Raw genomic sequence first — 22,687 nt, forward strand, 5'->3', positions numbered from 1 at the left:
GTTAATATAAGTACAAATTTCTCATAATACAACTATATAACCAGACAAATTGTGTTATCTTTTGTTAATTGTGTGAATTATCCAAAATTTTATCAAAATATTCAAAGTGTATAACTTTCTCCTTAGGGGTCTGTTCGGCCTGCGGCCAAGCTGGGCGTTATCCTATAAATCATTTCCAGTCTCTTGGGTCTATCGGCTTCTACCCAGCGAAAATCTTTGAGCTTTCGGAGTGGAGGCTCTATTTCGTGTGGGGGAATGATTTTGGCTTCTATCTCATTGTAGCGTTTGACATATTTGAGTTTGTTTTCTAAGGTGCTATCTGCTTTGAGCACTTCTTCAAACAAAAAGACACTGCGTGCGCAAAGCGCCTTGTCAATAGCTTTGAGAGTCGAGTCCCCGTCACCGAGCAGAAAGTACAAACTTTCGCTATTCCCCTCTACGTGAATTTGCCGGATTTTGTTGTCCTCCAAATAAGAGGTAATGTACTTACCTTTCAGCTGGTTGAAGTTGAGCAAGGTATCTTGTGTGATGACAAAAGAGCGTTGTTTGAGATACACCCTAGAGACCTTGCCATTGGCCATTTGGAGCTGGATGCTATCGGCACTCATTTGTCGTTTTTCGTTCCATAAAATGGGCTGCCGATAAAAGTAAAGCATAGAGTCAGCGCGGTTGTATACCAGCGAGTCGCAGATACCCTGCATATCATTGCGATAAATGCGGACTTTGGGGTAGGCGAGGAGGTACTTTTCTTCGGTTTCATCATTATTCATTGAGAAAAGCGTATCAGATTTTAGATAAAGCGTATCACCATCTGATATCTGTTTCATTAAACAATTGCCATATACTAGGCTTCGGCCTTCTTTTCCCCAGAATTGGCTCACATCTCCTTCTACAATCACACTATCTTCTTTGGAGAACAGCCAGGTATCGCCAGTAGCAAAGCCCTCTTCTTTGAGGTCATCATAGTGCAAAGAGTCTCCTATGAGGATGTATTTTTTGTCTTCTACTTGGGGGCGGCCCTTGAAGTTGGCAATCTTGGTCTTGGTGTTATAAGTCCCTTGGGTGGCTGTTAGGATAGCACCGTCCTTGGTCGTAATCTTGGTTGGGCCTGTAAAATAGGCCATATTACTAACGGTATTGTACTTGAGGTCATCGGTTTCGATACGCTCTCCATCTTTTTTGCTGACCAGTACGACATCGCGGGTAAAATAATAAATCTTACTATTGACATCATAAGTACCAGTTTGGCTAGTGAGGACGTTTTCGGGGTCAACTATTTTGCCGCCGGCATAATATTGCACAATTTTGCCGACCATATCGTAGTCTAGCTCGTCAGTAGTGAGGGTTTTGCCTTGGTCTACCAAAACCACATTCTGAATAGCTTTGGCTAGGCGGCTGTTACCATCATAGAACATCTTCTGGCTGGTAACTGTAGCGCCATCGGCATTGATGAGCTTGGCGTGCCCAAAGACATCAATGGTGTTGGACTGTAGGTATTGGTAGGCAGAATCGCAGTAGAGGGTCATCCCTTTGTGTTTGACAATGACATTGCCCCGCAAAATACGGGTCTCTACTTGGTTAATAACCCCGCCGGCCAACTCATCGGCCCGAATGATTTCGAGTTGCTCTATGTTTTGGGCTTGTAGGCTGCTCATACACAGCCCTGCCAATAAAAATGCAATGACGATATAATGTTTCAAAACGCTGTTTATTTTTGGAAAACTGACACCTAGATTTGACCCACCTAGATGTACTTGACATACCTCTAGCCCTAACGCAAATTGGGGTGGAAAATATTCTTAAAAGTTGTTAAATCATTGCCTCTCGGGGCAAAGGCTGCAAAATTAAGCAAAAAACTGATGCTCACCGCTTTTTCAGCACATCTACACGAACTTTGGCAGCGGGGGCTGCCCGGCAAGCGCTGGCTGCTGGCTGTCAGCGGAGGGGTAGACTCCGTAACACTGGCCCACTTGTGCGCACATTGGCAGGCAAAACACCCCGATTGGCAGTTTGGAATTGCACATATGAACTTCCAGCTGCGTGGCCAAGCCTCTGACCAAGACCAAGCGCTGGTGGAGGCGCTGGCAGCTAGCTATGGCTGGCCTTGGTATACCCGCGCTGTCGATACGGCGGCCTATATGCAGGCATACCGCTGCTCTGTCCAGATGGCTGCCCGATCCTTGCGTTACGAATGGTTTGCGGAGCTTTTGGCCGAAGGCTGGGATGGGCTTATGACTGCCCACCACCGCGACGATATGGCCGAAACCTTGGTGCTGAACTTGGTGCGTGGCACGGGCATCGCCGGGCTACAGGGCATCGGCTCCAAGGGGACACGCCTGCGCCCTCTTCTGCCTTTTGGCAAAGCCGAGCTATTGGCCTATGCCCAAACCCAGGGCTTACAATGGAGAGAGGATGCTTCCAATGTAGAGGTGAAATATAAACGCAACTGGGTCAGGCACAAGGTATTGCCGGCGATGCGAGAGCTGAATCCCAATCTCGAACAAACCTTGGCTCGCAGCGCTGACCGCTGGCAGGAGCTGACCCTGCTCCTACAGCGAGAGCGAGAGGTTTTTGAAGCCCAACACTGTCTGACGCTGCCACACGGCAAGTATGTGGCCATAGAGGCACTCCAAAACCACCCTGCACCCAAAAATATCTTATGCGAAATTTTAGCCCCCTATGGTTTTTCGTATGCACAAATACAGCAGGTGTGGGCGACAACAACAGCGCAGGCAGGCAAAGTATTTGCCTCCACAACACACCAACTGCTCAAAGACCGGACACATTTTATCCTTTGCCCCCTAACAGACCAGACGCTGCCCACTATCGAAATCCAAAGCCCGGAAAGCTTCCCTATCCAGTTGGGTTTTGGCTGCCTTGAGGCCGATTTTGTCGAGCAAATCCCCCCCAAACCACCCCCCACCAGCCTCTACCTAGATGCTCAAAAGCTGGATTGGCCCTTGGTTTTGCGTCCTTGGCAGGCTGGTGAGCGTTTGTATCCCTATGGGCTGAAGGGTAGCCAAAAAATAAGCGATATACTCATCAATCACAAAGTGCCGCTTTTATTGAAAAAATACGTATACTTGTTAGCCACTGCCCAAGGCCAACCCTTGTGGTTGCTCGGGTTGCGCGCCGACCGCCGCTGGGCTGTCGATAATAAAGCTGATAAAATACTGGAAATCAAATATATACCTACAAAATGAGCTGGAACCCATTTGCCAAAAGCTATACCGAAGAAGAACTGAAAATGTTTGAGTTTTTGAGTGGCAGCAGGCTCTTCAGCAACCTATCGCGCAAGGAGCTCGCCCGCTTTTTGCCACATTTATATCAGCGCTCATACATCAAAGACGAAGTCATCTTTTTTCGCAACGACCCCAGTCAGGCGATTTATATCATCCAAAAAGGGACAGTATCGCTCAAGGTCGATATTGGCAGTCGGTTTGAAACTTTTGCCCAAGTATATGCCCCGGCCACAGTAGGTAGCAATGCGCTCCTGCCCAAGACCCGCCGCCTACATACTGCCGTGGTAGCGTCCGAAGCCTGTGATTTGGTGGTGATTCCGCAGGTCAATATTCTCAATATCTTTGAGCGCGAGGTCAGTATTCGTTACAAAATGACCGAAGCACTAGCGCGTATTTATTATGATAATTCTGCCGGGCTGTTACAATCATACCGCAATACCTTTGGCTTTTTTGACCTCAAAGATATCGCCAATCGGATTACTTATGGTGAATAATTTGAGTACAACGCGCAAGCTTGTATGAAATTTGCAGCCGTTTAAAGACAAGTTCCTGGCTCCTCATTCTAATTATTCCTAAGCTGTTATGGCTACTGCTCCTTTGAATGAAAAACAAAAACAGCTGATCTTACAGCGACTACTCGAAAATCAAGCTCGTTTTGAGGCTGCCTCACAGTCATCTTCAGGGGCTGGGCTGGCGGTATTGCCTGAGCCCCACAGGGTGGCACAAAAGCTGGCCGACAATATTCCCACGACCGAGGTAACACAGAGACCTTGGCGCGAACAAGCGCTACAGTGCTGGAGCAAATACCGGGTAATCGTATTGGGATGTATGGCCGGTGCCGGCATCTGGATGAGCCTATATACCTCTTGGCAGCTCCAACAACACCGCCAACTGCTCCAAAAACAAGAAAGCAAAATCGAATTGCAACAACACGATTTTGAGCAGTTCAAAACCCAACAGTTGGCTTATGTCGACTCTATCCGCCACGAGTTGGAGTTGCGTATGGCCGCTTTTAGAGAGCTGGGAGAAGATTATGAAGCGCTCAAAGAGGCACACCAACGCCTAAACTCCGACCGACAGCAGCTTAGTCAGGCCTACTACGCGCAGTTTCACACCACAGAGTCGGTACATTATTATCGCAAAAAACTTGCTGCTTATGAAGAACTGCTACACCGCAAAGACGACCTACTGAGGGGCTATATGCGGCGTGTAGGAGAAATCCGGTAGTGGTGATGATATTCCCCCAATCAAAATTAATTTGGGCAGTGTGTGCACAGAAAACCCTCGTAAATCAAGGGGAGTTGATATAAATGCTTGAAAAAAAGAATATTGAGGCGGGTAGGCTCTTGATACAGTAGCGCTAAATCTTTAGCTTTACACCAAAACTACCTACTTATATGTCTCAAAATCACCCCAAAACCATCTGGATTACCGGCGCGGCCAACGGCTTTGGCCGGTATCTGGCCGAAACACTATACGGCCAAGGGCACTGTATTGTAGCCACAGACCTCGATAGCCAAGGCTTGCAGGCGCTCGCTCAAGGAAAAGAAGCGCAACGTTTGTTGACGCTGATACAAGATGTGCGCAATGCCGAACAATGGCAAAGCCATCTTTCAGAAATCTTGTCAGACCTTGGACACCTAGATGTATTAATCAACAACGCAGGTGTAATCAAACCCGGGTATATTCATCAAGCACCTTGGGAAAGCGTCGATTTTCATATTGACATCAATCTCAAAGGGGTAATCTATGGCACTAAGGCTGCTGCCGAATATATGGCGCAGCGTGGCCAAGGGCAAATCATCAATATTGCTTCTTTGGCTGGCATTACACCTGTAGCAGGGTTGAATCTGTATGCTGCAGCCAAGTTTGGCGTGCGAGGCTTCACTTTGTCAGTAGCGCAAGAGCTGCGCGCCCACGGAGTGTGGGTATCGGTTGTATGTCCTGATTTGGCTCAAACGGGAATGCTCACTACCCAACTCGATTATGAAGAGGCCGTGATGTCTTTCTCTGGCAATAAGCCCTTGAGCGTTGCCCAAGTAGGTCAGACAATCATCAAACAAGCACTGGAAAAGAAGAAACTAGAAGTGATTTACCCAAGAGCCAGAGGCATATTGGCCAAGTTGAGCGGGTGGTATCCAAGTTTGGGAATGGGTTGGCTGGCCAAGCACCTTTCTAGCAAAGGACGCAAACAGCAGGCAAAGCTCAAACAACAACCCGTAGGATAATCCCTTGGCTAATGCGTGTTGTTTTGAGGCTCTTCCACGCCACTGGACATTTTCAAAACCTAGAGTTAAAACTGTGGGCTGAGTTTCATTTTACCCCAAAATGAGGCTTCAGCTTGTCTCGAAGCCGGAACGCTGAGCTACTTTTCCAAAAATGTCTAGTGGTGTGAGGCTCTTCTGGACTTTGGCGCAAACGACTAGCGCCTAAGGACTTTTTAAAATGCGCTTCATCGATACCAAAACACTGCTTTTTGCCTAGTAACAGCAGAAAAATCATCTGTTTTGAATGCCGCACCGAAAATTTATACCAAGATTCACAAGAGTTGAGGATTCACAGGATTTGATTTTCTTGACGCTCAAGGATTTTCAGCGGAACATTTCCCAAACCATTTTTGATTGCGTATAAACAAGCGCTAAACCACAGAAGAGCCAAAAATTGAGGGCATACCCAATTTCGATTGGGTGTGTGGCTCAACGAATGGCTTTGAAAAACCGATTCCAACGGATGTGGGGCAATACGAAGGTGCTTTGGCTATTTTGGGGGGCTACAGAAAAGCAGACTGTTATGGCCTTGCCCACGATGTGGTCGTGAGGCACCAGCCCCCAAAAGCGGGAATCGTAAGAGTTGTGCCAATTATCGCCCAACATAAAAAAGTAATCTTGCTTGAAAGTATACCGTTTGACCCACTGCCCCTGAATGTAGAGGCGCTCATTGCGTACTTCTATCTGTGTATGGCCTTCATAAGCCATAATTAACTTGGCATACAGCAAGAGATTGCGCCGTGTCAGCTGCATTGTCATTCCTTTTTTGGGGATGACCAAGGGGCCGAAATTGTCGCTGTTCCAAGGGAACTCTGGGTGTGAGGGATAGATGTCTGTATCCATTTGGTCGGCAGATTTTTTGTCTAGAGTTGCCTCACGCACAAAGCTAAGCTGCGCTAGTTTATCCACCTGTGGGCCGGTAGCATAGACTGTGTAACCGCCTTGTTGTGCCTCATAGTTGACAATGCCTAGCGCAGCAAAAGTAGCCGGCTCAATGATATGTTCGGTATGGATACGGTAACGATGTTGGAGTGTCTGTGCGTCGTTTTGTATAACTTGGTTGACATACAAACGCATCGCTTTGATTTCGAGTGTATCGCCGGCAATGGCCACACAGCGCTTGATATAATGTGTTTTGAGGTCGGGAGGGTAGTGTTTGCCGTTTTCTTCGTCAGGCGGGAAATTGAACACCACTACATCACCACGACGTACGCCCGTCAGGCCGGGCAAGCGCCACGAGGGCAGTTGGATTCCTTCATAATAAGACGGCCAACCGAAGAATTTTTGATGAACAAACGGCACACGTAAAGGCGTATGAGGTGTACGCGCCCCATAGTGTAGCTTGCTAACTATCAGGAAGTCTCCTACTAGCAAGGTGTTTTCCATAGAAGGAGTAGGAATGCTGAACATCTTGAACAACAGCCAGTTGGTCAATAATAGCAAAAATAGCGTCAGGAATAAAAGCCGCAGCCAATCACGCAAAACAGCACGGCGGCGTTTGCGGCGTGGGGTAGTGGGCAGAGAAGCGCCATCGGTCATAGATGCGAAATGAGACGGGTCGTTGTTCATAGGTTCAGCATTGTTTAGGGGCGTGTGGGTTATGCTTTGATGCGCAGCATATCTGCCATTCCAAACACCCCTTGCTTACCCTGCAACCATTCGGCAGCCACAACAGCACCAGTAGCAAAACCTTGGCGGCTATGGGCTACATGTGTGATTTCGATATAGTCGATGTCTGACTCATAGCGTACTTCGTGTGTACCCGGCACTTGATCTTGTCGTGTACTGCGGATAGGAATTTGATGCTCGGCAGCGCTTTGGCCTTCAACCCAAGCCGTTTTTTGAGGGTTTTGGCGCATCACACCCTCTGCCAAGGTGATGGCAGTACCGCTGGGGGCATCTTTTTTCTCGGTATGGTGTATCTCGTGCATCGAGAGCTGGTATTCGGGATAGGGCAACATTAGTTGTGCGAGGTGCTCGTTGAGGGCAAAAAAGAGATTGACCCCGATGCTAAAGTTAGAAGCATAGAAGAACGCCCCTTGGTGTGCTTGGCATACTTGCTCTACCTCGGCACGCTTGTCGAGCCAACCTGTAGTACCACTCACCACAGGGATACCTGCCTGAAAGCAGGCCTTGAGGTTGTGAATAGCTGCTTCGGGCTGTGTAAATTCTATAGCCACAGGATTTTGAGCCTTATATTGGGAGAGCTTGGCTAGCTCCTCAGGGCTATCAATTTTGGCAATAATTTGATGTTGGCGTTGGAGGGCGATTTGTTCTATCATCTTACCCATCTTGCCATAACCTATCAGTATGATGTTCATAAGTTTCTAAAATCTGAGAAATATTGCAAAGCGGCAGTGGCTGCTGCGGATGCAAAATACAAAATTATACCAAGATTCACTTGGTTTGAGGATTCACAGAACTTGATTTTCTCAGTGTTCAAGGAAATACAACCCAGTGAACCTTTAAATTAGGCCAATCTTCACGCCGCTGGACATTTTTCAAATCCCACAGTTAAAACTTTGGGCTAAGCCTTATTTTATTCCCAAAATAAGGTCTCAGCTTGTTTTGGAGCTGGCGCTCCGAGCTACTTTTCCAAAAATGTTTAGTGTTGTGACAAATCGTGATACAATTTTCATCGAGTATGTGTGCCATACTTGTGGGTGTTGTAGCCAATTACTTCAATCGCAAGGCCAGCCTTAGCCCTATCGAGGGGATAGCCCCAGCAAAATCAGTACTATTGGAGCGATAAGGCTCAATACGTAGCGCCAAGCTGTCATCAATATCAAACTCCCGTAGGTGAGCATCTACCGTCGCATCGACAATCTGCAAGGCATAGAGCATAAAAGTCAGGATGATATAAAAATCCCGATCACGCCTAGCCGACTGGATGTTGGCATTGACGGTTTCGTCTCTCAAGAAAGGGTAAGGATCGGGTAGCCCAAGCCCCGGATTTTGCCGGCTTTGTAATGAACGTCGAAAATCTAAATAATCTTGGTGTCTTTGTCCTGATAAACTTAACAAACCAAAAGCTCCTCCGTATACGAGGGGGAGCTTCCAATAACGACGGTTGTATACCTGCCCACCACCGGGGAACAAAGCCGAGTACATCGCAGCCTTGCCGGGCATATATACCTTGGCTGGCCGTTCTGTTTGGCTAGCTTTGCGCCCTTTGGTAATGGCAATACTGTCTTGAGCTTGACCACACAAAATCAGGGGAGTTTGGATTAAAAAAAATATAACAAGCGATGAGTTAATAGATAACCTTCTTATTTTCAGCACCTTGCGCATTTTTAGTGGAGTATGGTCGGTGTATTTTTAGGATTAATTTGCTCGATGTGCAAACATACTAAATAATTAGTATGAATTTTGATAAACCATACATACAAATCAAACCTCAAACAAATGAGCGTGGCAACACGACATTTTTCTGCCAATTATTTGTATCCAAAAAATTTTTGGCGCTATCTTTAGTCATTCATACACATTACCCCATATTCTCCTCACAATCACTAAACACTGAAGGTTTCATTTTCAAAATACGCAAACACTATGATACGAAAACTCCTTATCTTCGCAATCACCACAACACTACTTGCCTCTTGTGGGTGGGGACAAGGTAAGTCAAACCAATCCGGGCAAAAGGTTTTCAGATACAATCAAACCGGCGGGCTATCTTCGTTAGATCCTGCTTTTGCACGTAACCGAGCCAGTATCTGGGCAACCTCTCAGGTATACAACGGCTTGATTTCGATGAATGAAAATCTCGATGCTGTTCCGGAGTTGGCCGAAGCTTACGACACACTTAATAACGGTAAGACTTATAAGTTCATCATCCGAAAGGGTGTATTCTTCCATGACAACGAGTGCTTTCCCGAAGGCAAAGGCCGAGAGTTGGTCGCCGAAGATTTCGTATACAGCTTCAAACGCATCATTGACCCTAACGTAGCCAGCACTGGCGCTTGGGTATTCAATGACAAGGTATTGCGCAATGCCGACGGGTCGTTCTCGGATACCTGCTTTGTAGCCCCCAATGACAGTACTTTGTTGGTTCACCTTCAGGAGCCTTCTCCCATTTTCTTGCAAATTTTGTCGATGCCTTATGCTTTCGTAGTACCCAAAGAAGCAGTCGAAAAATATGGTAAAGACTTCGGTGCTAACCCTGTTGGTACGGGTCCTTTCCGCCTCAAAAGCTGGGATGTACGCCAAGACTTACTTTTGGTAAAAAATGAAAAATATTGGAAAAAAGACTTCTATGGTAATCCACTACCTTATCTTGATGCGGTACGAGTGGCTTTCCAAGAAAATCCCAACACTGCATTCCTAGAGTTTCAAGAAGGGAAACTGGACTTTATCACCAGTATCTCTGCCGACTCACGCGAGAAAGTACTCACTCGCGACGGGCAGCTCAAAGAAGAATTTCGTGCCAAATATAACGTAGACAAAGTACCCTATCTTAATACAGAGTATATCGGTTTCTTGATGGATAATGACCCAAAAAATGCCTTCAGCAAACTTGAAGTGCGTCAGGCCTTGAGCTATGCCATCAACCGTGAGGGCTTGATTAACTTTATCCGCAGCGGACTAGGCCGCCCCGGCAACTACGGGTTTGTACCTTATGGCTTGCCCTCTTTTGATACCACGATGGTCAAAGGCTACAAGTATGACCCCCAAGAGGCGCGCCGCTTGCTCGAAAAAGCTGGCTACCCAGGAGGTAAAGGTCTACCAAAGCTGACTATCCACTCTTACCAAACAGATGCCGAGATTTTGGAATACCTCCAAAAAGACTGGGCAGATGTAGGCATCAATGTAGAGATTTCACTCAGTATGTTTACTTCACACCAAGCTGAAGTGGATCAAGGCAAGTTCAACTTCTTCAGAGGATCTTGGATTGCTGACTACCCAGACGCTGAAAACTTCTTGCGCCTATTCTATGGCAAGAAAGAAAACTTTGCGCCTACTGGCCCCAACAAGACTCGCTATGTCAATGCACAGTTTGACGAGATGTTTGAAAAAGCGCATTATATGAACAACCCCTTTGAGCGCTATGCTACTTACCGTACAATGGACTCATTGATGATGCACGACTGCCCTGTGATTGTCTTGTATTATGACGAAGTAATCAACCTCTTGCAGAAAAACGTGCGCGGTATGCAGATCAACAAAATGAATGTGATGTTGCTCGAAAAAGTAGACATCGTAGCGCCGGGCGAAGAAGACAAGGAAGATAACAAGCAGGCGATGCGATAGCACCCTTTGAAATGAAACTATTCAAAAGAGTACGAAGATTACTATCTTTGTACTCTTTTCTTTTGAGTATACCCAAACCCCCAAACTGTTGTGCGTTATTTTCTAGAACTTTCGTATCTGGGCACACATTACCACGGCTGGCAAAGCCAACCCAATGCGCTTGGTGTACAGGCTGTTATAGAAGAAAAGCTGACCATCTTGTTGCGACAACCAATCAATATTGTAGGTAGCGGGCGAACCGACACGGGGGTACACGCAGCCCAGCAATATGCCCACTTTGACTATGAGCAGCCGCTACGCCTCTCGCCCTTGGTGCGCGGCCTCAATGCCCTGCTGCCCTCTGATATTGCCATTCACGAAATCCACCCTGTAGAGCCAGAAGCCCACGCCCGTTTCGACGCTACCAGCCGCAGTTATCGCTATGTGTTGAGCCGGCAAAAAAATCCTTTTCTCCAACAAACAGCCTATCAATATGACCGACCGCTGGATTTGAATGGAATGAATCAAGCCGCCAAGATACTCTATGACATTACTGATTTTGAGAGCTTTAGTAAGGTACATACCGATGTCAAAACTTTCAATTGTGTGGTATATGAAGCCTATTGGGAAGTACAAACCGAGGATGTTTGGGTATTTCATATTACGGCCAATCGGTTTTTGAGAGGAATGGTACGCGCTATCGTTGGTACATTGTTGGAGGTGGGTTTGGGCAAAATAAGCCTGCCCGCCTTTGAACGCATCATTGCCAAAAAAGACCGCCGACAGGCCTCCGCCGCAGCACCGCCACAGGGGCTGTCGCTTTGTAGGGTAAAATACCCATATCTATAGTACTAAACATAGAAATGAACCGTTTTTTTTGAGCCAAAATCAGCCTAGAAAATGTGTATGCTCAAAATCGCTGAGCACCAAGAAAATCAAATCAACCTTGGTACAAACTTATTTGGTCAAAAATTGCTTTAAACAAAGATATTTCAGAAATTACTCTGCTTTTGGCGCTATTTCCATAAATGGTTGATGCAAAACTCTTGGCGATTTTTTTTCCTCTTTTATCTACTGCTCTGGAGCGGTTGGGAGCAGGGTTATGCGCAAAACAAAGCGCTTGATAGCCTGCAAGGTGTGTTGGCGCAGCTGAAAGAAGATACTAGCCGCGTGCGCACCCTGAACCTGCTCAGCCAACAATACCAAGAAACCAATGCGCTGGAGGCGCTCCGCTATGCCGAACAAGCCCTAAAACTAGGCCAAAAGCTACGCTTTGTACACGGCGAAGCACAGGCCAATGTCAATCTAGGATGGATTTACTACCGACGCAATATCCTTGAAAAAGCGATAGAGTATACACAGGCTGCCTTAGCACAAAGCATCTCTTTAGGAGACCTGCTTTTGGAGGCGCAAGTACTGACCAACCTAGGGGCGCTCTACAACGAACAAGGGAATTACAAAAAATCGCTTGATTATTTCGACAAATCACTGGGAATTTTCCAAAAACTCAACCATCACCAAGGCGTAGGCCGATGCCTCAACAACTTGGCATTTACGCACTTCAAAGCCAAACAATATACCCTAGCTGCCGACTTTGTGCGGCGCTCACTCAGGCACAATACTGACAATGCTTACTACCGCGCCTTTGCGCTGCGTACCCAAGGGGATATTGCCTATGCCCAACAACAATACACTCCTGCTATTGAGGCTTGGAAAGCAACACTAACCCTAGCCGACAGCATACAAAATAACAGCCTTAAAGCAGCAACACTGAACCGTATGGCAGAGGTGTATATTGCACAAAGCCAAGAAAACAAAGCTGTCAATGTGTTACAAATGGCGGTAGCCCTCGGCCAACAGTTTGGGTATCGGGCTGAGCTACGGCAAACTTATGCGCTACTGGCCAAAACTTATAAACAACAAGGCAATTATGAACAGGGACTGGCGTGGCAAGAGCGATTTTTTGCCCTACACGACTCTATTTTTAATGAGAAAAATGCTGAGAAAATAAATACATTAGCAGCCTTGTTTGAGAATGAGCAGAAGGAAAAAGAAATCTTATTGCTTAAAACACAGGCCAATGAACAGGACAAGAAAAATCAGCAGCGAGGATGGCTGCTGCTAGCTACGCTGTTGTTGGTGGCTTTTGTAAGTACTATCGCCTTGCTGACACAACGCAGCCGCCAAAAACTACAAAAGATAAATGCTTCTTTGACCAAGGCCAAGGATGAAATCACCGAAAAAAACGAGGAAATAAACCAACAGAAAGAAGAACTGGTGCAGACGCTGGAGCTGATAGAACAACAGCGGGTAGATTTGTTGAGAAAGAACGAAGATGTACTCGCCTCTATCAACTATGCTCTCCAAATACAACAGGCAGTACTACCTACCGAACAAGAGTTTGCACAAGCTTTTGGCAAGGAGGGGTACTTTATATTCTATAAGCCACGTGATATTGTATCAGGAGACTTTTATTTTCTGGAAAATATCCAACAACAAGATACCAACATTACGCTCTTGGCCGTTGCTGATTGTACAGGACACGGAGTGCCCGGAGCCTTTATGAGTATGATTGGTTCCCAAATCTTGACCGAAACCGTTGGCAAGGAGCATATCGTTGACCCGGCTGCGGTGCTCAACAGCCTCCAAAGCCGCATTCGTCAAGCGCTACACCAAGAGCGGAGCCTCTCACGCGACGGAATGGATATTTGTATCGTTACTTGCTACCAACGGGAGGATTATCTGCGCATTGATTTTGCCGGAGCGATGAACCCCTTGTTTGTCATCCGCCAAGAGGGCAAATTAGAAAAAATACGCCCTGACCGGATGCCTATTGGCGGTGGAGTGCACTACAACCCCGTACCCTATCAGACACAAACGCTCTACGAAGGAACGGCACAAGCCCTTGCCCAAGAACCCATTACACTTTACCTCTGTACAGATGGATACCAAGACCAGTTTGGCGGCACAGCCAAACGCCGTCTAATGATGACAGGGCTCAAAAGCCTACTCGAAAGTATCGCGCTATGGCCTTTGCCATCCCAAAAACAAAAGCTAGAACAACACCTCCAACAATGGCGCGCTCAAGGGCAAGAACCTCAAATAGACGACATCACCATCGTAGGAGTAAATTTTGGTGGCACAGCCAATAGGATACATTGAGCGGCCTCCAGCAGTCATCAAGGCCATCAATAACGGTATTCGACGGGCAAGGCAAACTTTATCACAACCCAAGGTGTTTAAACACGTAAGAACTCTCAGAAGTACCGATAGTTAAAAACGGTATTGCTTCAGCTAGAAAATATTTATGTTAGATAAAGAAACACGCAGCGATAAAAAAATCCTAGATTGGAAAACGCTCAAACGCCTTTGGGTATTCGTAAAAGCCTACATTGGCTATTTTTACCTCCTTACCTTTCTGACGATTACGATTGCCTTTTTGGGGCCTCTACGCCCCTTTCTGGTACAATATACTATCGATACATATGTGTTTGCCGGAGACTATGACGGGCTTTGGCGAATGACCTTGTTAATGTTTGGATTGTTGTTTGCCCAAACAGGCTTACAGTATTACCATACTTGGCTTTCGGGGTGGTTGGGGCAGACGATTGTCAAAGACATTCGCATCGCCCTCTATGAGCATATCCTGAGCCTCAAGCTCAAATTTTATGACAATACGCCCATTGGCCGCTTGGTTACGCGGGTAGTATCAGACATCGAAACACTCTCCAATGTGTTTACAGAGGGTATTTCGGCGATGTTGGCCGATATTTTACAGATATTCTTCATCCTTGCGTTGATGTTTTACATTGACTGGCAGCTGACCCTTATCAGTTTGTCAATGCTGCCGCTGATGTTACTCAGTACGTATATCTTCAAAGAACGCATCAAAGTAGCTTTTGACGAGGTGCGGGCTGCTGTCTCTAATCTCAACTCCTTTGTACAAGAGCACATTACCGGGATGAATATCGTGCAGATATTCAATGCCGAAGCCGTAGAGCAGAAGAAATTTGCCGAAATCAACCGCGAACACCGCCGCTCCAACCTCAAGTCGGTGCTCTATTATTCGGTCTACTTTCCGGTGGCCGAGGTTATCAGTGCGGGTGGCACAGGGCTGCTGGTATGGTATGGAGCGCGTGGGGTACTGCACGAAACCGTTACGCTCGGTACACTCATCGCCTTTATTATGTATATCGCCTTATTTTTCAGGCCTATACGGATGATAGCCGACCGCTTCAATACCTTACAGCTGGGTGTAGTCAGCACTGACCGTATTCTCAAGCTCCTTGATAGCACCGAACACATAGCCAACAACGGCAACTATATCCCCGAAAAGCTCCAGGGCGATATCCAGTTCAAAGACGTGTGGTTTGCCTATGAGGGCGAAAACTATGTGCTCAAAAATATTAATTTCGAAGTAGCTCAAGGCCAGACCGTGGCCTTGGTAGGAGCTACCGGCTCGGGTAAGTCTACTATCATCAACCTGCTGAGCCGCTTCTATGAGCTCAGCAAGGGTGATATCATCATCGATGAGGTTTCGGTCAAAGACTATGAGCTGACCCAACTACGGCGCAAAATCGGCGTAGTACTCCAAGATGTGTTCCTCTTTTCGGACAGCATCCACAACAACATCACCTTAGGTAACCCCGACATCAGCCGCGAGCAAGTCATCGAAGCGGCCAAGCTCGTAGGCGCAGACAAGTTCATCGAGCGCCTGCCCGACGGCTACGATTACAATGTGATGGAGCGGGGCGCTACTCTATCAGTAGGCCAGCGCCAGCTCATCTCCTTTGTGCGGGCGATGGTCTACAATCCTACAGTGATTGTGTTGGATGAAGCCACCTCTTCGGTAGATACCGAAACGGAAGAGATGATTCAGGAAGCTATCGAAAAAATTATGAAAGGACGCACAGCGATTGTGATTGCCCACCGCCTTAGCACCATTCAAAAAGCGCATAAAATATTGGTGCTCGATAAGGGTGAAATCAAGGAAAGTGGCACACACGAGGCGCTCTTGGCTCAGGGCGGTTATTATACCCAACTACACGCGATGCAGTACAAAGAGGTTGTCTAGTCGACGTACTCCTAAAGCCCGAGGGGTGGGAGGGCTTTGTCGAATAGTTGCGATTACTTTTGAAAACCTTTAACTTGCAGGCATTCTTAGCAGCGAACAATTCTGTACCGAAACGCTTTTATATGCCTACTGCAAGCATCATCAATCAATCTCCTTATCCACTGCCCCAATATGCCACTCCGGGGGCTTCGGGGATGGATATTCGCGCCCATCTCGACAAGCCCTTGGAAATCCCCCCCTTGGGGCGGGTACTGATTCCTACCGGCATTCGTATAGCCCTGCCCGAAGGATATGAGGCGCAGGTACGCCCACGTAGCGGCCTGTGCGCCAAGCGTGGCTTGATGGCTTTTTTGGGTACGATAGACCAAGACTACCGGGGCGAAATTTTTATTTCTCTCATCAACCTGTCACCCGAAGCGCAAAGCATCGAGCCGGGCGAGCGCGTGGCGCAGCTTGTCGTTGCTCCTTATACCCAAGTTGCTTGGGAGGCCGCCGATGCCCTACCCGATACCTTGCGTGGAGCGCAAGGCTTTGGTAGTACTGGAAGCCACTAAAACTGATTCCAAGATGGATTTGATATTCTGGATTCTCAATGATTTTTAGAACATCAATTTTACAAACCAACTGCCATTGAGTATATATCACTGCCAATCAAAAACCGAACTCAACTGATATGCGTATCATCATCCCTATGGCCGGAATGGGCAAGCGTATGCGCCCCCATACCCTGACCCTCCCCAAGCCGCTAGTGCCTATTGCCGGCAAACCAATTGTACACCGACTGGTAGAAGACATTGTCAAAGTATGTGACCAACCCGTCAGCGACATTGCCTTTATCATCAAAGAAAGCTTTGGAGCAGAAGTAGAAGCACAGCTTAAGGCCATTGCGCAAGCCTCTGGCGCTACCGGGCATATCTACTACCAAGAGGAAGCCCTCGGAACAGCGCACGCCATTATGTGTGCCGCCGAGCAGTTGGAGGGCAATGTAGTAGTGGCTTTTGCCGATACGCTCTTCAAAGCAGATTTCAAGATGGATAGCAGCGCCGAAGCCGTTATTTGGGTACAGCGCGTAGACGATCCCAGCGCCTTTGGGGTAGTACAGCTCAATGAGCAAAACCAAATCACGGCCTTTGTCGAAAAGCCCGCTACCTTCGTATCCGATTTGGCCATCATCGGCATTTATTACTTCAAAGATGGGGCCTATCTCCGCAATGAGCTGCAATACCTACTCGACAACAACATTCAAGACCGAGGCGAATACCAAATCACGGATGCCCTCAAGCATATGCAGCAAAAAGGAACCGCTTTTCTGCCCGGCCAAATCAGTGAGTGGCTTGACTGTGGCAACAAAGACGCTACTGTGTATACCAACCAACGCTATCTCGAATACCTCCACGCCGACAAAGTGCCGACAGTGGCGGCCTCGGCCACGATTACTAACAGTGTGATTGTACAGCCGGTATACATTGGCGAAGGTGTTGTGATTGAAAACAGCGTGGTAGGCCCTCATGTCTCCATCGGCGACCATAGTCGGGTCAGCTATAGTGTCATTACCAATAGCATTGTACAGACCCATACCCAACTACAGCGTGTGCAGCTCGACAACTCTATGGTAGGCAACCACGCCCAGTACCAAGGGCGCGCACAAAGCCTAAGCCTAGGAGACTATAATACATTAGAGGATTAGTGGCGGTGCTGTAGTTTGGGCGCTGACGCTGCCAAATGGAAAAGACAGACTCAATATCTTTGAAAGACAAAGTGTTGGGGCTTCTCAGAATCCCTCCCATTGCCCCGAAGCCTTGGCTTCGGGCTACCTCTCTGACAATATCTGGTGAGCCCTTCAATCAAATGAATCTCAACATATTTGGACTAAGAAAGCGCAAGACTAAGGAAACCGTAGCACCTTATGATAAAGATGACGAAAATTGCGCATAACTGCTTTTTGGGCAAACTCCCTTTGGGCAAATAGCGTTGTATGAATGAATCCACCTACTCGAAAAACGCATTGTGTATGATGATGTATCAACAGCTATTTCGTGGCATTGTGCTTGGGCTACTCCTTTGTTTGGGGCAAGCCGAGACGCTATTGGCACAGCGCAAACAACAAACCAACCCTGTAGAGAAGAAAAACAGTCGGCGAGCGCAGGGAGGCGGGGTTGAAGCAGGCTATTACCTGATAGAAGGGATGAAGCACTATGCGCTTGAAGATTATCTATCGGCGCTCAAGCAGTTTCAAACTGCGCTAGAGTTTGACAATAGCTCTTCGGGCATCTATCACCGTATCGCTATTTGCCAAGAGCGCCTATCCAATTTGCCTGCCGCCCTCGAAGCTGCCCAAAAGGCACTTGACCTTGACGGCAGCAACAAACACCTGTATCTGCATTTGGCACAACTCTACGAAGAGCAACGCAACTACGAACAGGCTGCCAAGGTATATGAAACCCTCATAGCCACAGTGCCCGAACAAGAGAAGTACTACCTCGATGCAGCCAATGCGTATCTTTTTCAGAAAAAATACAAAGAAGCGCTGCGTGTGTATACCCTTTTAGAGACAAAATGGGGACTACAGGAAGAGATTATACAACGTAAGCAACGACTATATCTCCTGACAGACCAAGTAGACAAGGCCATAGACGAGGGAAACCGGCTGCTGGAGCAGTTTCCGGGCAATGCGGATTACCTGCTGGCGCAGGCCGAGTTGATGTTGGCCAATGGACGTATCCACCAAGCGCTACCGTTGTTGGAAGAGGCCATCGCCTTGGATAGCAATATTGACCCACGCCTGTATGCGGTATTGGCCGATGCTTACCGCCAAAAAGATGACAATGGCAAGGCCTTTCAGTACTTGAGTAAGACCTTAGAGACCAATGACCTCAGCACGGACGAAAAAATAGACTTGCTGCTCAAACATTTCCCGTTTGATACGCCCGAAGAAGCTGGAGAACCAGTGTTTCAAATCATTCAGAGCCTAGCCAAAGCAGAGCCACAACACGCCCGCTTGCAGGCACTGTATGCAGATGTGCTGTACCGCAAACGAGATTTGCCGCAGGCTGCCCAATATTATGCGCTGGCACTGTCGCAAAATCCAGACCACCAAAAAATGTGGGAGCGCCTGCTCCAAATCCATACCCAACTGTTGCAGGCCGATAGTCTGCTGCACTATAGCGAGCTGGCTTTGGAGCTTTATCCCAATGTGGCTAGTTTTTGGATTTATCAGGGGATTGCGCAAGGAATGCTCCAAGACTATGACCAAGCCCAGCTCACGCTCGAAGAAGCGCGCCGTCTAGCCTTCGACAATCAAGCCCTGCTCAATGAGTGCGGCATCCGTTTGGGAGATGTTTATGCCGCTCAAAAGGACTACAAAGCTGCCTTTGCGGCTTATCAAGGAGTGCTGGATCAGACACCAGACTACGCGCCGGCGCTGTATCGCTACAGCATAGAGCTAATCAAACAGAAAACCAACCTGCCACTAGCCCGCCAGATGACAGAGCGCCTAGTGAAACAACACCCACAAGAGCCGCAGTATCTCTATGCCTATGCCCAAGCCCTCTACCAAAGCAAAGATTATAAAAATGCACGTATACAACTCGAAAAAGCCTTGGTGCTCAGCAGTGAAGGCTATCTGCTAGAAAGCTACGGCGATGTGCTCTTCAAGTTGGGCAACAAAGAGCAGGCGCTAGAGCAATGGAAACAAGCCCAAAAACGCGGATATCAGTCCGAAAATCTCGAAAAGAAAATCAATACCCAATCCTTATATGAATAATGTGACTGTGCGCCCGATGTTGCGTACGTATGTAACGGCTGCCCTGCTGCTGCTAGGGCTTATTTCTTGTAAACCAACTAAAAAAATGGCCGGCGGAAGCCATATCCCTGGTGATGTTGTCCATAGTTTGCCGCAGCCTTTTTTGGATAGCAAACTCAAAATCCAACTCAAAAATAGCGAACAAAGCAATAGCGCCCGTGCCAAGCTGCGCCTACAAAAAGATGCAGTTATTTGGGCATCATTGACCAATAGCACCGGAATAGAAGGCTTACGGACACTCATACGCCCCGATTCGGCCTTTGTGATTGATAGGCTCAAGAAAAAATATGAAGCTCTCGCCGTAAAAGATTTTTCTAAACAACTAGGCTTTGCCGTAGACTATGCGATGTTGCAGGCCATTTTGTTGGGAGAGTTGGCCATCGCCCCTGATGGTAATGACCAATACCATCGAGAAGACACACACGATGTGTTGTACCAAGACTACGGCCAATTGCAAATCAAAAATTTTATCAATCCAGAAACAAAACGGATTGAGAAAGTTCAAATTACGGACAAGGAAGGCGAGGAGCAGGTACTCTTGACTTATACGGACTTTCAGGCGGTCGAAAACTTTCTATTTCCACACCAAACCCTGATAGAAATACACTATTACAACAAAGAAGAGCGCCGCTACGAAGACCTCAGCATCAGCCTAGAACATACAAAGGTCGTCTTGAGCAAAGAACCGCTGAGTTTTCCTTTTAGCCCACCGGCGCGCTTTGAAGACTAGTTGAAAAAAAACTGTATCTTTACGCCCATTAGGCGCTCATACTCACACCTATCAACAATGATGAATTACCGTTTGCTTGCGGCCTGTGTGGTCGCTTTTTGTTGTTTGTGCTTACAAACCTTTCCACTCCAAGCCCAAAGTAAAGCCGCATTTTTCAAAAAATACCAAGCTGCCCAGCAACTCTATAATGCCCAACAATATGGAGAAGCTGCGCAGGCTTTCCGCTCCTTGACTTTTGCGCACAAGAACAACGTTTTTGCGGCGTATGCCTATTATTATCAGGCTTTGGCAACGCTCAAACAAAGCCAAGCCAATGAGGCACGGATTATCTTACAACAGTTATTGGACAAACACCCCAACTGGCACAGCCTTGACGATGCTCACTGGCTATTGGCTGAGGCCGCTTTTCAAGAGCAAAAGCCCGAAAAAGCACTTGGGTACCTTGGCAAAATAAAAGACGAAAACCTCCGCAACAAGGCCGACACGCTCAAAGCATATCACTTTGTCCGAATGAATGAGGCCGAACTGTATGACCTACATTTGCAGTTCCCTAAAGACAAGCAGCTGGCACAGAATTATGTAGAGAAAGTAGCAGCACACTCAGAAGACTATGCGCTCATCACAAAAGCACGCCAAATGGTAGCAGACCTTGGCCTCTCTATGCCAGTATTCAAAGTAGCCAACATCTTGCAAACAAAGCCGGTATATGTGGTAGCCGTATTGATGCCTTTTGGAGTCAATGTGCTCAAACACGATGCAATGGGCAAGCTAGCCAAAATAGCCGTCGGCCTACATCAGGGCCTGCGCTTGGCAGAACGCCAGCTAGCTACCAAAGGCATCCGTATTCGTTTAGAAGCCTATGATATTGGCAGCGGAGAAGAAGACAAAGCCCTGAGTCTAATCAATAGTGGAGAGCTGGCCAAGGCAGATCTGATTGTAGGGCCGCTGCTGGAAGGAAGCTTTAAGATTGTGGCTGTATATGCTGCCAATCACCAAATCCCTATCATCAACCCCGCAATCAATAACCCGGCATTGCTGAGCTCTTCGTATACTTACCTTACCCAGCCGACCCCTGCTACCCAAGGTGCTGTGGCTGCAGGCTTTGCACGCCAGAACTTTGCCGAAGCCAAGAGCATTATCATCTACGATAACCTCCCCGAACACGTACTGATGGCGCAAAGCCACCGACAGGCTCTCTTGGCTGCCGGAGGCGAAGTGTTGGCCTATGAGCAAGTCGAATCAGGTGATTTGGAACGAGTGGCCGCGCTACTCAATGAGATTGGTACCCGCAATGTAGGCTATGTATTTGCCGCCACGAGCAGTGAACTTATCGCCAGCCAACTGCTACAAGCTTCAGAAAATATAGGCCTTACAAAGCCCATTATCGGCCTAGAAAGTTGGTTGCGCTTCCAAGAGATCCCTACCGAAGAGTTGGCCATTCGCAACATATATTTCCTTGCTCCACAGTATCGGCATACACACAGCCAAGATGCACTGCTCCAGTTTCATAGCGCATACAAGGCGCTGCCCAACTTCAATGAGGTCAATGAATATGCCTATGTGGGATATGAGCTGCTGCAATACTTTGGGCAGATGATGTACCAATATGGTAGCCGAACGGACTTCCGCGCCTTCTTGAAAGACCGAAGCTTACAAAAAGGGGCGCTCAATGGTGGGTTTGATTTCCGACACGGTAATGACAATGCCTACTTGCCTATTTTGCGCTACGAATATGGCGAACTGAAAATGGTAAGCCCCAAATAATCAGTAAGTTGTATAAATTTTGCAAAAAATCACTCTTTTGCTTGGATTATTAATTTAGATGCATTTACTTTGCAGTCCAATCTAAGAGAAAGCTATAAACATGTAGCTCACTCCAAATATTAAAAGTTAACTTCCTCAGTAGCTCAGTCGGTTAGAGCATCTGACTGTTAATCAGAGGGTCGCTGGTTCGAGCCCAGCCTGAGGAGCTTTTATTTATTAGAGATTTTTGGGTTAATGTTTTTGATTCCTCAGTAGCTCAGTCGGTTAGAGCATCTGACTGTTAATCAGAGGGTCGCTGGTTCGAGCCCAGCCTGAGGAGCCACAACCACTTTACAATTGACGTAAAGTGGTTTTTTTGTGCCTTTTGATGAGCTGTAAACGTAAACTAGTTGTGTTTATCCCCTCGATATTTTTTGGGGCGCATATGGAGAACGAAGCTCATCAATTCCACTTTCCGCACTCCTTAATTTCAGATTAGGGAATTAAGATAAAAATAGATTAAATTGATTTTGAATTATGTTTTTCAAATATAGGTCTAGAGACAAATATTATTGAAAATAAGTTTTATTACAATGAAAA

The 22,687-nt window shown here is 47.2% G+C and carries 17 protein-coding genes and 2 tRNA genes; 15 read left to right on the forward strand and 4 right to left on the reverse strand.

Features of this window, described 5'->3' with window-relative positions:
- Positions 1-122 precede the first annotated feature (122 nt).
- Positions 123-1,700 (reverse strand): OstA-like protein, encoded by a 1,578-nt coding sequence (locus G499_RS18750; protein WP_051295913.1) that lies wholly within the window; start codon positions 1,698-1,700, stop codon positions 123-125.
- Between the two features lie 159 nt (positions 1,701-1,859).
- Here G499_RS18750 and tilS point away from each other — a divergent pair, with 159 nt between their 5' ends.
- The 4 genes from tilS (at position 1,860) to G499_RS0104775 (ending at position 5,470) form a co-directional block, all read left to right on the forward strand.
- A complete protein-coding gene (tilS, locus tag G499_RS0104760; protein ID WP_026998998.1) occupies positions 1,860-3,203 on the forward strand; it encodes a tRNA lysidine(34) synthetase TilS in 1,344 nt (447 codons plus the stop codon).
- Positions 3,200-3,736, forward strand: coding sequence for a cyclic nucleotide-binding domain-containing protein (locus tag G499_RS18755; RefSeq protein WP_035726564.1), 537 nt, complete (start codon positions 3,200-3,202; stop codon positions 3,734-3,736). The genes tilS and G499_RS18755 overlap by 4 nt, the downstream gene beginning before the upstream one ends.
- An 88-nt stretch (positions 3,737-3,824) precedes the next feature.
- Complete coding sequence (locus tag G499_RS0104770; RefSeq protein ID WP_026998999.1) at positions 3,825-4,469, forward strand: hypothetical protein; 645 nt, start codon at positions 3,825-3,827, stop codon at positions 4,467-4,469.
- A 170-nt stretch (positions 4,470-4,639) separates the two neighbouring features.
- Complete coding sequence (locus G499_RS0104775; protein WP_026999000.1) at positions 4,640-5,470, forward strand: SDR family oxidoreductase; 831 nt, start codon at positions 4,640-4,642, stop codon at positions 5,468-5,470.
- A gap of 468 nt (positions 5,471-5,938) precedes the next feature.
- Here G499_RS0104775 and lepB read toward each other — a convergent pair whose 3' ends face one another.
- The 3 genes from lepB to G499_RS0104795 all read right to left on the reverse strand — a co-directional run bounded on the left by lepB (position 5,939) and on the right by G499_RS0104795 (position 8,719).
- Positions 5,939-7,078, reverse strand: a complete 1,140-nt coding sequence (lepB, locus tag G499_RS0104785) for a signal peptidase I (protein ID WP_081413643.1) — start codon at positions 7,076-7,078, stop codon at positions 5,939-5,941.
- A gap of 29 nt (positions 7,079-7,107) precedes the next feature.
- Entirely contained in the window at positions 7,108-7,830 is a 723-nt protein-coding gene (dapB, locus tag G499_RS0104790; protein ID WP_026999003.1) for a 4-hydroxy-tetrahydrodipicolinate reductase, read from the reverse strand.
- Positions 7,831-8,185: 355 nt separating this feature from the next.
- Entirely contained in the window at positions 8,186-8,719 is a 534-nt protein-coding gene (locus tag G499_RS0104795) for a DUF5683 domain-containing protein (RefSeq protein ID WP_026999004.1), read from the reverse strand.
- A 342-nt stretch (positions 8,720-9,061) separates the two neighbouring features.
- Between G499_RS0104795 and G499_RS18760 the strand changes: the two genes are divergently transcribed.
- From G499_RS18760 to G499_RS0104855, 11 genes are all read left to right on the forward strand, one after another.
- Positions 9,062-10,759 (forward strand): ABC transporter substrate-binding protein, encoded by a 1,698-nt coding sequence (locus G499_RS18760; RefSeq protein ID WP_051295914.1) that lies wholly within the window; start codon positions 9,062-9,064, stop codon positions 10,757-10,759.
- 90 nt (positions 10,760-10,849) lie between these two features.
- Complete coding sequence (gene truA, locus G499_RS0104805) at positions 10,850-11,587, forward strand: tRNA pseudouridine(38-40) synthase TruA (protein ID WP_026999005.1); 738 nt, start codon at positions 10,850-10,852, stop codon at positions 11,585-11,587.
- A gap of 186 nt (positions 11,588-11,773) precedes the next feature.
- Positions 11,774-13,900: a tetratricopeptide repeat protein gene (locus G499_RS0104815; protein WP_026999006.1), complete on the forward strand. Its 2,127-nt coding sequence runs from the start codon at positions 11,774-11,776 to the stop codon at positions 13,898-13,900.
- 145 nt (positions 13,901-14,045) lie between these two features.
- Entirely contained in the window at positions 14,046-15,812 is a 1,767-nt protein-coding gene (locus G499_RS0104820) for an ABC transporter ATP-binding protein (RefSeq protein ID WP_026999007.1), read from the forward strand.
- A gap of 122 nt (positions 15,813-15,934) precedes the next feature.
- Positions 15,935-16,366: a dUTP diphosphatase gene (dut, locus tag G499_RS0104825; protein WP_026999008.1), complete on the forward strand. Its 432-nt coding sequence runs from the start codon at positions 15,935-15,937 to the stop codon at positions 16,364-16,366.
- A gap of 119 nt (positions 16,367-16,485) precedes the next feature.
- On the forward strand, positions 16,486-17,499 hold the full coding sequence (locus G499_RS0104830; protein WP_026999009.1) for a sugar phosphate nucleotidyltransferase: 1,014 nt from the start codon (positions 16,486-16,488) through the stop codon (positions 17,497-17,499).
- Between the two features lie 324 nt (positions 17,500-17,823).
- Positions 17,824-19,575, forward strand: a complete 1,752-nt coding sequence (locus G499_RS0104835) for a tetratricopeptide repeat protein (protein WP_026999010.1) — start codon at positions 17,824-17,826, stop codon at positions 19,573-19,575.
- Positions 19,568-20,344: a lipoprotein insertase outer membrane protein LolB1 gene (lolB1, locus tag G499_RS0104840; protein WP_026999011.1), complete on the forward strand. Its 777-nt coding sequence runs from the start codon at positions 19,568-19,570 to the stop codon at positions 20,342-20,344. Before G499_RS0104835 ends, lolB1 begins: the two co-directional genes overlap by 8 nt.
- A gap of 57 nt (positions 20,345-20,401) precedes the next feature.
- Positions 20,402-22,108, forward strand: a complete 1,707-nt coding sequence (locus tag G499_RS0104845; RefSeq protein ID WP_081413645.1) for an ABC transporter substrate-binding protein — start codon at positions 20,402-20,404, stop codon at positions 22,106-22,108.
- 132 nt (positions 22,109-22,240) lie between these two features.
- Positions 22,241-22,314 (forward strand) — tRNA-Asn (locus G499_RS0104850).
- A gap of 39 nt (positions 22,315-22,353) precedes the next feature.
- A tRNA-Asn gene (locus tag G499_RS0104855) sits at positions 22,354-22,430 on the forward strand.
- Positions 22,431-22,687: the final 257 nt, after the last annotated feature.

This window comes from Eisenibacter elegans DSM 3317 (assembly GCF_000430505.1).
In the GTDB taxonomy this organism is placed as follows: domain Bacteria; phylum Bacteroidota; class Bacteroidia; order Cytophagales; family Microscillaceae; genus Eisenibacter; species Eisenibacter elegans.